General features: G+C 64.3%; 10 protein-coding genes. 2 read left to right on the forward strand and 8 right to left on the reverse strand.

Features of this window, described 5'->3' with window-relative positions:
• Nucleotides 1–188: 188 nt before the first annotated feature.
• From QH948_RS04215 to QH948_RS04225, 3 genes are all read right to left on the reverse strand, one after another.
• Nucleotides 189–362: a helix-turn-helix domain-containing protein gene (locus tag QH948_RS04215; RefSeq protein WP_281145642.1), complete on the reverse strand. Its 174-nt coding sequence runs from the start codon at nucleotides 360–362 to the stop codon at nucleotides 189–191.
• A 135-nt stretch (nucleotides 363–497) separates the two neighbouring features.
• Nucleotides 498–1,694, reverse strand: a complete 1,197-nt coding sequence (locus tag QH948_RS04220; RefSeq protein WP_281145643.1) for an IS110 family RNA-guided transposase — start codon at nucleotides 1,692–1,694, stop codon at nucleotides 498–500.
• 112 nt (nucleotides 1,695–1,806) lie between these two features.
• On the reverse strand, nucleotides 1,807–2,625 hold the full coding sequence (locus QH948_RS04225) for a hypothetical protein (protein ID WP_281145644.1): 819 nt from the start codon (nucleotides 2,623–2,625) through the stop codon (nucleotides 1,807–1,809).
• A gap of 545 nt (nucleotides 2,626–3,170) precedes the next feature.
• Between QH948_RS04225 and QH948_RS04230 the strand changes: the two genes are divergently transcribed.
• A complete protein-coding gene (locus QH948_RS04230; protein WP_281144440.1) occupies nucleotides 3,171–4,478 on the forward strand; it encodes an ISL3 family transposase in 1,308 nt (435 codons plus the stop codon).
• Nucleotides 4,479–4,487: 9 nt separating this feature from the next.
• Nucleotides 4,488–4,646 (forward strand): pentapeptide repeat-containing protein, encoded by a 159-nt coding sequence (locus tag QH948_RS14135; protein WP_369076703.1) that lies wholly within the window; start codon nucleotides 4,488–4,490, stop codon nucleotides 4,644–4,646.
• 654 nt (nucleotides 4,647–5,300) lie between these two features.
• Here QH948_RS14135 and QH948_RS04235 read toward each other — a convergent pair.
• From QH948_RS04235 to glnA, 5 genes are all read right to left on the reverse strand, one after another.
• Nucleotides 5,301–5,756 (reverse strand): hypothetical protein, encoded by a 456-nt coding sequence (locus tag QH948_RS04235; RefSeq protein ID WP_281145645.1) that lies wholly within the window; start codon nucleotides 5,754–5,756, stop codon nucleotides 5,301–5,303.
• Entirely contained in the window at nucleotides 5,737–6,717 is a 981-nt protein-coding gene (locus QH948_RS04240) for a hypothetical protein (protein ID WP_281145646.1), read from the reverse strand. Before QH948_RS04240 ends, QH948_RS04235 begins: the two co-directional genes overlap by 20 nt.
• A 120-nt stretch (nucleotides 6,718–6,837) precedes the next feature.
• A complete protein-coding gene (locus tag QH948_RS04245; protein WP_281145647.1) occupies nucleotides 6,838–8,106 on the reverse strand; it encodes a hypothetical protein in 1,269 nt (422 codons plus the stop codon).
• Nucleotides 8,078–9,685 carry an AAA family ATPase gene (locus tag QH948_RS04250; RefSeq protein ID WP_281145648.1) on the reverse strand — a complete coding sequence of 536 codons (1,608 nt, stop codon included), beginning with the start codon at nucleotides 9,683–9,685 and terminating at the stop codon, nucleotides 8,078–8,080. The genes QH948_RS04245 and QH948_RS04250 overlap by 29 nt, the downstream gene beginning before the upstream one ends.
• A gap of 664 nt (nucleotides 9,686–10,349) precedes the next feature.
• On the reverse strand, nucleotides 10,350–11,771 hold the full coding sequence (glnA, locus tag QH948_RS04255) for a type I glutamate--ammonia ligase (RefSeq protein WP_281145649.1): 1,422 nt from the start codon (nucleotides 11,769–11,771) through the stop codon (nucleotides 10,350–10,352).
• Nucleotides 11,772–11,775: the final 4 nt, after the last annotated feature.

Below are 11,775 nucleotides of genomic sequence, written 5' to 3' on the forward strand. Positions count from 1 at the left end.
CGGGGCCGATGATCCGTTCCAGAGTTGCGAGGGGAAATCGAACTGCTTAATGAGGTTGCGAGTGGTCTCGTCGAGGATCGGGCCGCTCCAGTGGATGGCGAACGCACCCATCTTCGCGGCGTATACGAAGTTGTCGCGCAGGGTGCGAGAGATCAGGATGTTCGCATCGGCGAGTGTGACCGATAGGCTCAATCGACGTTCCCGTACGTGTTAGACAGTTCGGCGACGACGGTCTTGTGCTCCTCGTCGAGAAACTCGCGCATCATCTGGATCGACGCGGCCGGAATGCGGTGGTGCTTACCGACCATGCGGAACTCGATGCAGCGACGCTCAATCATCCGCATGAGGGTCGGACGGGACATCCCGAGAATCTTAGCGGCTTCGGTCGTGGTGATCTCCTGCATGGCAGGGATGACCAGTGCCCCGATCGTCTGCTCGGCCTCGAGCAGCTCGAGAACCTTCTTCGCGCTCTCGGGGGGGTGTCCCTATGGTTCCTGTCAAGCCGCTGCGGCAGGTTTTGCTTGGTAGTAGGTGCCGTTGCGGAGCATGGCGTGGAGGACGTCGACGCGTCGTCGGGCCAGGCAGATGAGGGCCGCGTTGTGCTTCTTTCCCGCGGCTCGTTTCCGGTCGTAGTAGGCGCGTGAGTCAGGATCGTGGAGGGCAGCGAAGGAAGATAGGAACAGGGCTCGTTTGAGGTGTTTGTTCCCGCCGCGGGAGGGATGTTCGCCGCGGATGCTGGAGCCGGACCTTCGCGTGACCGGGGCCAGGCCGGCGTAAGCGGCGAGGTGCCCGGCGGTCGCAAACGCTGAGCCGTCGCCGATGTCGAGGAGGAGTCTGGCTGCGGTCCTGATGCCGACTCCGGGCATTGACATCAGGAGCTGGGAAAGAGGGTGCGCATCGAGGGCCTCCTCAACTTGCTTTGCGGCCTCAGCGCGCTGCGCGAGCAGTCCTTGGAGTTGGGCAGCGAGCTGGGGCAGGACCAACTCGGCTGCCCGGGTGCCTGGAACCGTGACGGTTTGCTCTGTCAGGGCCTTGACGATGGCTTGGACGAGGCGCTCGTGCATGCGTGGCGCAAGAGGCTTGGCAGTGGTGGTAAGTCGGCGCTTGCCGGCGGCGGCGAGGCCGGTTGGGCCGCCGAACTTCGTCAGCAGGGCCAACACCGCCGGGTGGCCGATGTCGCCGCCGATGGCGCGTTCCAGTGCTGGGTGGATCTGGGTCAGGAGACCGCGGATCCGGTTTGAGACGCGGGTGACTTCGTCTGCGAGGTCGTCGTCGAACCCGACGATCACCGCCTGGTCGGCGATCAGATCGTCATCGCCTCCGACCCGGCGCAACGCATGAGGCATGGACCGGCCAGCCTCGGCGATGATGTAGGCATCACGGGCGTCAGTCTTCGCATTGCCCGGATGCAGATCGGCGATCCTCCGCATCGCTAGCCCGGGCAGGTAGGCGACCTCGATGCCCAGCGCCCGAGCCACTGTCACGGGCAGGGCGCCGATCGTCGCGGGCTGGTCCACGATCACCAACACCGACCCGTACCCAGCGAGCTTGTCGAACACCTCCCGCAGCGCGGACTCGTCCTGCGGTAGGGCTTTATCATGCACCCGCTTGCCTGCCGTGTTGAGGGCGGTGGCGTGGTGGTGTTCCTTGCCGACGTCGAGACCGACGAAGACGTCGAACCGGTCTTGGTCCATGACAGTCCTCCTTCAAGGACTCATTCTGGTCACCAAGTCAGGCGAAGATCGTCGGCACCCACGTTACGAAGAGACCACACCGAGGCACGGTGGGCCGTGTCCCTATCAGCGATCAACCCACGCCACCAGGACCCGGTGACAACACCCCCCGGATCATCAACGACAGGGGCAGTAAGTCATGCCGGGCCTGGCGACCAGAACCCCGACCATCGGGGCTACCTAGAAGGTAACGGGTGTAGTTGAGTCGGAGGTAGGCGCAGAGTCCGTCGATGCACTGCTGCCGGCGGTCCATGTGTCTGTCGGCCAAGGCTGCCAGTGCGTAGGCGCCGGCGATGCGTACCACCGGCGCAGCATCGCCCAGTTGCGCTGTTGCGTCGGCGAATGCTGCACCAAACTTCGCCTCCTCCACGTCACTCTGTTTGCGGTAACCGATCACCAAAGCGAAGGCTGCACCGGCACCGGCCGCGACAGCACCCGCAATCGTCAACCGGTCCTTCCACTCGAGTGTGTCGGCGTACAGGTACCACCACCTGCCGTCCTCGTCGTCCTTCAAGTCCGGCAGACCGGTCGCCCACAACACCAGGAACGCCGCGCACAGCAATGCGAGAATCGTGAGGACCGCAGCCCGACTCAACGAGTCACTAGCCAGCCAGCCCCAGAGTCCCGATGCTTTGCGCCTTACCCAACCCCAGACCCACGACGACCTGCCCTTCAACCAGCTCCACTCCTTCTCCAGGCGCAATTCCTCCGACAGGCTCCACTCCCTCGCGGCGGCGTCCCGAGCTAGGGGGGTTCTGTGCCGGACTCTAATCTGTCGCGCTCTGGTCTGCTCCAAGCTGCGCTGCCGAACCTCAGCCTTCCGCTGAACCTCGTCACGGCTCTCAGGTGCACCGTCCTGCCCGGCGTCGTCGCCTCCTGGCCCCTTGCTCATGGCCGTCAACCTAGCCGTTCCGATCAGGTCGCAACGCCCGTCCCGCCCGCCTCCGAAACATATGCCCACCCACCCGTGTCCAACAGCTGGTACCCCGGGACCCACGCGGCGGCCGGGGGCACCGCACTGCCGTCCCCGAGGGCCGCAGCTTGGCGTGTGGTGGCACGGCCGCAGCCAGGTGAGCAGACAACAATCTCAAGCGGGTATGGGACAGGAGGAACCTCAGACCCGTGAGGGCACTGAGTGGTGGCCAGAGCTGCGCGCCTGCACTGTCACCATATTTCGATTTCACCCGCGCGCTGCAGGGTCCCAACCGCTAGTGAAGGCGAGAGGCCCACGATAGAGTGCTTCGTCGAGGCCAGGTGCTCGTGTCCCCACTTCTAGCGCCACCCGTCCATCGCTCAGAAAGGCCCCCATGTTTACGGGCTCTTCACAATCGAGGGTGTAGGTAGCGCTGTTCGGGGTTGCGGCGTGGCGGCTGGCTGAAGGGGTCGAGGCCCTCCGAAGATGGAAGTTCTCACGCTCCCCATCTGGAAGACCTCGACGTGTCCGACGCTACCTTCACGTGCCCTGATCTGACTAGTTTCTGCCGTCTCGACGGCCTCGGGTTGGAAGTCACCGGCCAGCGCATCGAACCCGACCGTGCGATCCTGGCCTGCCGCCCGGTCGACGCCGACGACTGGTGCCGAGACTGCGGCGGCCAGGGCCTCATCCGGGGCTCGGTGGTGCGACTCTTGTCGCATGTCCCGCTGGGGTGGCGCCCTACCGTGCTGCACGTGCGGCTCCGGCGCTATCGGTGCATCGAGTGCGGGCGGGTGTGGCGTCAAGACACCAGTGCCGCAGCCGAGCCGCGTTCGAAGCTGTCGCGTGCGGCGCTGCGTTGGGGACTGGAAGGACTTGTGGTCCAACACCTGAGCATGTCCAGGATCGCCGCCGGTCTCGACGTCGCGTGGAACACCGCCAACGACGCCGTGCTGGCAGAAGGACAGCGCGTCCTCATCAGCGACCTGGCCCGGTTCGACGGGGTCAAGGTGATCGGGGTCGACGAGCACTGCTGGCGCCATACCCGCCATGGTGAGAAATACGTCACCGTGATCATCGACCTCACCCCCACCAGGGACGGCACCGGTCCGGCGCGCTTGTTGGACATGGTCGAGGGACGCTCGAAACAGGTGTTCAAGACGTGGCTCGCCGCCCGCCCCCGAGCCTGGCGCAAGGGGATCGAGGTCGTCGCGATGGACGGATTCACCGGCTACAAGACCGCGGCGGTCGAGGAACTCGGCAACGCCACCACGGTGATGGACCCGTTCCACGTCGTCCGGCTCGCCGGCGAAGCGCTCACCCGCTGCCGCCAGCGCGTCCAGCAAGACACCTGCGGGCATCGGGGCCGCGCCGGTGACCCGCTCTACCGCGCCCGCCGCACCCTGCTCACCGGCGTCGATCTACTCACCGACAAGCAAGTCGCCCGACTGGAGGCACTGTTCGCCGACGAACAGCACACCGAGGTCTACGCGACATGGAGTATCTACCAACGGCTCGTCGTGGCTTACCGACATCCCGACAAGCAACTTGGACGGTTCCTCCTTCAAGGCGTGATCGACTCGGTCAGCACCGGCGTCCCGAGAGACCTCGTCGAGCTCGTCAGCCTGGGCCGGACCCTCCACCGACGGGCGGCCGACGTGCTCGCCTTCTTCGACCGCCCCGGCACCAGCAACGGCCCAACCGAAGCGATCAACGGACGCCTCGAACACCTCCGCGGGATCGCCTTGGGATTTAAGAACCTGACCCACTACATAGCCAGAAGCCTCCTCGAAACCGGAGGATTCAAACCCCACCTACACCCTGCATTGTGAAGAGCCACATTGGCCAGCCTGGGAGGGGCCAACCTAACCGGAGCCAACCTAACCGGAGCCATCCTGAGGGATGTCTGGCTATCTGAGACCACCAACCTGACTGGGGCCAACCTAACTGGAGCCATCCTCAATGAGATGACTGCTGCACAGCTAGGGGACCTGTTGTAGTCACGCCGCCCAGTGCGGCGGTCGTGTTCATGATGGTCTCGATGGGCGCCAATCGGCCCAGGCGGGCCTGTCTGAGACGCCGGTGGTAGGTCCGTTCGATCCAGTCCGCCGTCGCGATGCGCAGCGGAATTGAGTTCCCTGTCCGAATGCACCACGCACCCGGCGACGTCGCCGCGCATCGCGACGGCGTTCTCCAGTGCCAATGCAGGGGGGAGACGCAGCGTCACCTCGATCTCGGGCTCGCCGCCAGCCAGGCCCGAGCACAGGACCTGAACGTCCTGGTCAGTGCAGTGCTCATGTCGCTTCCGATGGCCCTCAGAACTCCTAGGTGATCTAGGTGTACGAGGCATGGGGCGCTCGGTAGCGGGGGATGGCCCTCGCGTCCTACGGCCATCTGGGGCCGGATGGCGTGAAAAACCTTACCCTGACCCTGCTCTCCGCAGGTCACGGGCCGGTTTGCCAAGCTAAGTGCTCAGATCGCGTAGTAGAGCTCGAACAAAGAGCGGTCGATTCGGGGGTTGTTGGTCGTCGCTGGTTGCCGCCGAAAAGTGGCTCTGACCTGCACAAACGTCATCGCGGCGTCTTTGGTCGTTGTTGGCTGTCCGTGGATCTGAATCGAGAATCTAGCGGATTACTCGCGGGGTGACGTGTCCCTCAGAGTTCGAATACAGCCTCGGGGTCGTCCATCGCCTTGACCAACTCGGCGAGGTTGCCAAGGTCGGCGAGCGGGGAGACTTGTGCAACCTGAACAATGCCCGCGACCAGAGTCTGCATCGCCGTGACATCGCCGGACTTCACGGCCTCATCCAGGCTGTCGAACAGGCGCCTAGTGGTCTCGTGACGCTCAGCAATAGTGGCGTCCAAGTAGCGATGCAGCGTGTTCTCCACCAATCGGAGTCGGGTGACCTGCGTCTCCCGATAGGTAACCAACTGCTCTCGCTTGGTGCTCTCCGTCTCATGAAACTGAATGAGTCCACGCACCACGGACACCACTTCTGTGAGGGAGCCGAAGGCCTCGGCAGAAGTGATCTTGCCGACGACGGTACTCACCATCTCTCCAGCACTCGACGGCACGACGATGCCGCTTCCTTCATCCTTTGTTGCAGGCATTCGGTGTCTCCGTGTCTCTCTCGCGGTATCTGAAGATCAGGTCATCGGTGCTCTCGTCCACTTCACCGTTCTCGTTGGCTATCGGTGCAACTGCAACGTCGCGAACGGCTCGCTGCATGATGAGAGCAGATTGGAGTCGCTCGGCGTGATCGGGCATGACGAGCTCCTCGGACTCAAGCAGGTCGAGAGCATCCGTCGCGTCGCCAATCAAGCGGAGGAGGATGCCGTCGAGTTCCTTGGCCCGGAGTTGGACACCGCGCAGGAGTTCATCCCGGACGTTGAGCCGGGCAATCTCCCCATCGACCCGCGCCTGAAACTCCACAGCGCTGACCTGGGCCTTGAAGCCCTTGCCGAGCACGGTCAGACCGACGATGAGGACCGCTGGGGCGATGGTCACGATGTCGAGCATCTGTCCGCCCAACTTCATACCACCACCGCCGGACTTGATGCTTCCACCGCCGAAGAAGGCGAGGGTTGCCTTCTCGGCCGCAGCGCCGTGGAGGTTCGCGATCTTGTTTCCGGAGCTCGCTCTGGCCAGCTTGACCGCCCCCTCCTTGGCGAGGCCCGGAACCACCCGACCGGCGTTCACTGCGGTGATGACACCGTGCACCCAACCTGCGACGTCTGCATCGAGCTTGGCCATGCCGAGCACGTGGGCGCTCGAGTCATCCACGCCGTCGAGGATCAGGTGCTCGTTGGCCTGAACCTGCTTGGCGTTCCGCTCCAGGAAGTCCCGCATGCGGAGGGTAACTTCATGACGGGCACGGACCTGGGTGCTCCCAAAGGTCTGAAGGCACTCGTTGGTCTGGGCAACCGCCGCCTGGTGGGCCGCGTAGCGATCGTCGTACCGCCCAGCCTGAATCCGGTTGGCGCGCTTGGCGCGCTGCATCTGGATGCCGCCCGTCACCCCTGCTGCAACTCCGCCGCCGATTGTGACCGCCCCGCCGATGATGATTGTCAACGGCACACGTCGGAGAGCCATCGGTGGGTCCTCCTTCGTGGCGACGGCGGGTTGAACTGCATTGCGACACGATTCTAGTGACGCAAGCATCGGACTTCCACGCGTGCCACACTCGCACTCTCAGCTACCGGGAAACACTCGGGTTCCTCGCCGCCAGCAGTCTGCAAAGTTGATGGCGAGTGCAGGCATTGGGACCGACACAGCCGACCCAGGGTCGTCGATGCTGAGGATGACCCCGGCCGTCGGCAGGACGAACCCCGAGCTCATGGCAGGAAGCACCAAGTGTCGGTCGTGAAGGAGACGACGATCATGGCGACTCATAAAGCGGACCTGGATATTCTCCAGCCCGTCCAATGCCGATGAGACATCGCTGGCGAAGCCCGACCGATCGCGGTCATCGCTGACGAGGAGACGGAGTCGGGTCGAGGTCAACTTCCGCAAACGCGCCAGGAATGCTCGCGCCTTCGATGGCTCGGCGAATAGATAGCGGTCAACCCAAATCGCATCCTCGACGCCGGCCAGCATGTCCGCGAATCTCCGGACCGACTCACTCCTGTCGGCTGGCCATCCCGGATTCCTCAGGTGAACCTCATCCAAGAGAGTCGATTGGGCAACCAACCTGGCCGGCTCGAACGCTCCGCCCGCATCGATGGACCCAAGGCACAGGAGTGCCTCTCTGCTTGTGGCGTCGCAGTCGTGGGCCGCACGGGCACCTGCAAGGACCTCCACCGCCGGTGGCGGCAACGACTCAACGATCCGGCGCCTGTCGTTGTTCAGATGCTCTACTGCGCCAACCTGTCCTTGGCGGGTGCTGACGCCCAAGAACTGCCGTGCCAACCAGGTTGACTCGCCGGACATCCTCCTAAGCGAGGCCAGATCGATAGACAGAGCCGCGGCATCCTCGGGGCCAAGCACTGGTAGCACAACGGACCGAGCCCGGCTGATGAGCGGGCTTCCCGAGAAGCGCAGGTCGAGCATGTCGCCAGAGCGAGCAACTAACAGGGCGCCGGTATCCCGGGCCGCTTCACTGTCAACAAGAAGGCGGTAGAGCATCGAGTGGAGCGTCCCGCCTTGGGAGCGGCGGATCGCCCGACCGTAGTCGTCGAAGATCAACTGTGCGCAGCCAGCGTGCTCAGTTGCTGCCGACACGTCCTCGTCGATCCTCTCGCGTGCGGCCTTCTGATTGGCCTCGGATATCGCTCGGCCTTCCACCACAACAGCGGAGTCACCGAGCGCTTCCGCGACCGACGCGCACACCGAACTAAGACCCCACCGAGGGAGGGCTCGCAGAAGCACGATCTCACCCTCAAACACCCGATCCGTGAGCTGGTCGATCCAGGACTGTTCGCTCGGGAGCCACTCAGGCACCTGCGCCGACCGCTCGCTCAACCGCACGGATTCGGGCCCGGGTCGTCTCGGGAACCACGAGGCCGTACGGTCCTGCGTGGCTCAATCTGGCCGGATCCTCGTCGAAGAGCATGGCTCCCAGCTCACGTTCCTCTGGGTCCGCCGACCACAGATCTCGCAGGAGGTTGGCCTCCTCCGGGAACCACTCCCCGAAGGAGTCGAGAATCTCGCCCGCTTGCCGCAGCGGAGAGCCTTCGCCTTCCTGACGTGCACCTGCCTCGACCGACTCAAGCGACATGTGCCACGGGATCTCGTCCTTGCTCCGCCGCTGAACCGCGAGCGAGCAGGCCTTGCGTGTCAGCAGCGCATGACCGCCATACTCGTCAAACAAGAAGTCGATGACCTGGTGGTCGCGCACGCGAACCCCCATGCGACGACCGAGATCTCTGACCATCTCCGCCATCTCGTCGCGCGACAGCGGGGCCAGGAACATCAAACGAACAAGCTTGTAGAGCAGGTTGTCCGATCCCGAGCTCAGTAGCGGACGCTCGAAGAGCGCTGGGTCCACACCGGCACACACGAGCACCAAGCCAGAGTCCTGTCTCGCACCTTGAATCATCCCGCGCAGCTGAGTGAGTGCGACGAGCATCTCGTTTGCCTCCACGCCGAGGTGTGACCGCTCCGGATGCAGCTGGTCGATCTCGTCGATGAAGACCTCCAGCCGTCCGCCCGCGTGACTGGAGAGGGCTTCGAGATCCTTCAACCAGTGAAGTCGCATGAGGTCAAGCCCGACCTTGAGCTCGCCGTTACGGTTCAGCGTTCGCAGACGCGGCAGCTCGCGATCGTCCTCGCCGAGGCTCTTGACTGCCTCCCAGGTACTCTCGAGGAGGCGCACCCGGAAGTCATCAGCGCCGGAGAGCCCGCTGATGTCGACCCACACAACCGCTCGGCCGGAGCCGCGGCGACGGCCTGCGACGAAGTTCAGCAGCGATGTCTTGCCTGTCTTGCGCAGGCCGAAGACGCCGACCGACTGACCACGTTCAATCGCGGAGATGATCTGCTGGAACTCGTCCTTACGACCAAAGAATCCCGCTGCATTGTGAACCGGAGTCGTCATGTCGTAGTGATCTACAGCTGTAAGCACTTCCGACATACGGTGACGCACATCAGGGGCGTCAACCCCCAACTCGCCGAGATGCAGGTCGATCGCGGCGAACTCTCCCCGGCGGCGACGCAGCAGACGCTCGACGTCGGCGTCCAAGCTAGCGACCATGAACAGGCCGTGATCGACACGGGCATTCGTGGAGATCCTGCGCTGCACAAGTTCGAGCAGTCGCGGTTCAACCTCTTTGTACTCCGCGTAGACCAGCTGGATCTCCAAATGGGCGTCGAACATCTCGGCAACGTTTGCCTGCAAGGTGATGTTGAGCCACCAGCGCCGAGGGTCGACTTCATCCTGTTCACAGCGCCAGACACCGCACCCGGAGCGTTCGAGGTACGCGAGGAGTTCGGTCCCGCTGTTGGTCGCGCTGCGGAAGCGCTCTTTGTACCGCTCTAGGTCATGCTGACGGGCCGTGTGAGGGGGCGTATCCCCTCGGCCGTAGCGGGCCTCGTTCGACATTCCTACTCCGATCGTCCTTGGTCGATGACGTTCGCCTGAAGTTGCTGGGCGACCTGTGCTGCGCCAGCACCGGATCGCGGTACTGCACCGGCGTGAGCTTGGAGTTGGCTCGCAGTTCGTCGGCCGCGGCCCACAGGGTCGCCCGCACCTTGGCGAGGTCAGCTGCTCTCACGGCCCTAGCCTATTGGCGACCACTGACGAAGTTTGGAGAAACCCGCTGACCTACGAGAGAGGGCCGACCGTAGCAGCGGCGAGCAGGAGCTCCAGGCTCAGGCCGTCGACATCACCGTCGGGGTCGAGCAGAGTGAGGCAGCCTGCGGGACATGATCGAGGCGAGTAGAGGCATCCGCTACGCCGCCGTCGCCACCCAGAGTTCCGCGTGCTCGCGAAGCACGGCCTGTCGTTCGACGCCGCGACCGGTGAGGTCGCCCAGCTCGCTCCCTTCGTAGGGCGTCCAGCGCAAGGATGAGTCAGATTCACCACAACATCCACCGGTGAGAGGCCGAGTGGCGACGCGAGCATCCCGGCGAAGAACCCGGTCCCAAGTTGCAGGAGATCTGGGATCGACGGGCGTGGGTCGAAGCACAGCCGGACAAGGACGAAACAAGCCGGCCCCTGAGCCTGCGTCTCCGCAAGTCAGGGGCCGGTTTGACAGGCTAAGTGCTCAGATCGCGTAGTAGAGCTCGAACTCGTGCGGGTGCGGGCGCATCGCGATGGCCTGGATCTCGGCGCGCTTCAGCTCGATCCACGTCTCGATGAGGTCGGGCGTGAACACGTCGCCGGCGAGCAGGAACTCGTGGTCGGCCTCGAGGGAGTCGAGGACGGCGCCGAGGCTGCCGGGCACGGTCGGGACCTGCGCGTGCTCCTCGGCGGGCAGCTCGTAGAGGTCCTTGTCGATCGGGGCCATGGGCTCGATGCGGTTCTGGATGCCGTCGATGCCGGCCAGCAGCATGGCCGAGAAGGCCAGGTACGGGTTGCTGGAGGGATCGGGGCAGCGGAACTCGATGCGCTTGGCCTTCGGGTTCGAACCGGTGATCGGGATGCGGATGCAGGCCGAGCGGTTGCGCTGCGAGTAGACCAGGTTGACCGGGGCCTCGAAGCCGGGGACCAGGCGGTGGTACGAGTTGACCGACGGGTTGGTGAAGGCCAGCAGCGACGGGGCGTGCTTCAGCAGGCCGCCGATGTAGTAGCGGGCCATGTCGGAGAGCCCGGCGTAGCCGTTCTCGTCGTAGAACAGCGGCTTGCCGCTGTCCCAGATGGACTGGTGGCAGTGCATGCCCGAGCCGTTGTCGCCGAAGATCGGCTTCGGCATGAAGGTCGCGGTCTTGCCGGCGGCCCAGGCGGTGTTCTTGACGAGGTACTTGAACTTCATGACGTCGTCGGCGGCCTTGAGCAGCACGTCGAAGCGCCAGTTGATCTCGGCCTGGCCGGCGGTGCCGACCTCGTGGTGCGCACGCTCGACCTCGAGGCCCGCGGCCTCCATGTGGCGGACGATGTCGTCGCGCAGGTCGCCGAAGTGGTCGACGGGGGCCACGGGGAAGTAGCCGCCCTTGTACTTGACCTTGTAACCGCGGTTGCCACCGTCCTCGACGCGGCCGGTGTTCCAGGCGCCGGCCTCGGAGTCGATGTGGTAGTAGGAGGAGTTCGACGAGGTGTCGAAGCGGATGTCGTCGAAGACGTAGAACTCGGCCTCAGGGGCGAAGAAGGCGGTGTCACCGATGCCGGTGGAGGCGAGGTACGCCATGGCCTTCTTGGCGATGTTGCGGGGATCGCGCGAGTAGGGCTCCTTCGTCAGCGGGTCGTGCACGAAGAAGTTGACGTTGAGGGTCTTCGACTTGCGGAAGGGGTCGACGTAGGCGGTGGTCGGGTCCGGGAACAGGGACATGTCCGACTCGTGGATCTTCTGGAAGCCCGTGATCGACGAACCGTCGAAGTTCAGGCCGTCCTCGAAGACCTCCGGGCCGAAGGAACCTGCGGGCACGGTGAAGTGCTGCATGACGCCGGGCAGGTCACAGAAGCGGACGTCGATGGTCTCGATTCCCTCTTCCTTGATATAGGCCAGGAGATCGTCTGCGCCTTGGAACATTGGT

The organism is Tessaracoccus lacteus, assembly GCF_029917005.1.
In the GTDB taxonomy this organism is placed as follows: Bacteria; Actinomycetota; Actinomycetes; order Propionibacteriales; family Propionibacteriaceae; genus Arachnia; species Arachnia lactea.

What these genes read in the sequence shown, in the direction of transcription:
- QH948_RS04225 (WP_281145644.1), bottom strand. Translation starts at nt 2,625, where the DNA reads ATGAGCAAGGGGCCAGGAGGCGACGACGCCGGGCAGGACGGTGCACCT.
- QH948_RS04250 (WP_281145648.1), bottom strand. Translation starts at nt 9,685, where the DNA reads ATGTCGAACGAGGCCCGCTACGGCCGAGGGGATACGCCCCCTCACACG.
- QH948_RS04235 (WP_281145645.1), bottom strand. Translation starts at nt 5,756, where the DNA reads ATGCCTGCAACAAAGGATGAAGGAAGCGGCATCGTCGTGCCGTCGAGT.
- QH948_RS04220 (WP_281145643.1), bottom strand. Translation starts at nt 1,694, where the DNA reads ATGGACCAAGACCGGTTCGACGTCTTCGTCGGTCTCGACGTCGGCAAG.
- QH948_RS04215 (WP_281145642.1), bottom strand. Translation starts at nt 362, where the DNA reads ATGTCCCGTCCGACCCTCATGCGGATGATTGAGCGTCGCTGCATCGAG.
- glnA (WP_281145649.1), bottom strand. Translation starts at nt 11,771, where the DNA reads ATGTTCCAAGGCGCAGACGATCTCCTGGCCTATATCAAGGAAGAGGGA.